The organism is Virgibacillus sp. 7505 (genome assembly GCF_002272135.1).
Taxonomy (GTDB): domain Bacteria; phylum Bacillota; class Bacilli; order Bacillales; family Amphibacillaceae; genus Terribacillus.
In genome coordinates this window covers 1-202 of sequence record NZ_NPBF01000547.1, presented here as the reverse complement: position 1 = coordinate 202, position 202 = coordinate 1, and the positions used below count along the sequence as shown (strand labels likewise).

Here is a 202-nt window from a genome sequence, read left to right as displayed (position 1 = left end):
CCAAGGAGCTATTGGAAGAAGCCGGTTATGGGGATGGGCTAGAACTGACGCTGCATTCCCCAGATGGGCGCTACTTGCAAGATCGGGAAACAACAGAAGTGATTGCCGGGATGTTAAGCGAAATCGGAATTGATGTAAAAATCGATTTCATGGAATGGAGCGCCTATGTCGACCTTCGTGATGCCCATGAACAGAAAGATCT

1 protein-coding gene is annotated in these 202 nt (G+C 48.5%); it reads left to right on the top strand.

All coding sequences use genetic code 11. The features are described 5' to 3' along the window. Window positions 1-202 (top strand): ABC transporter substrate-binding protein (locus tag CHH91_RS20145; RefSeq protein WP_286160881.1); only part of this gene is annotated, 202 nt, incomplete at both ends.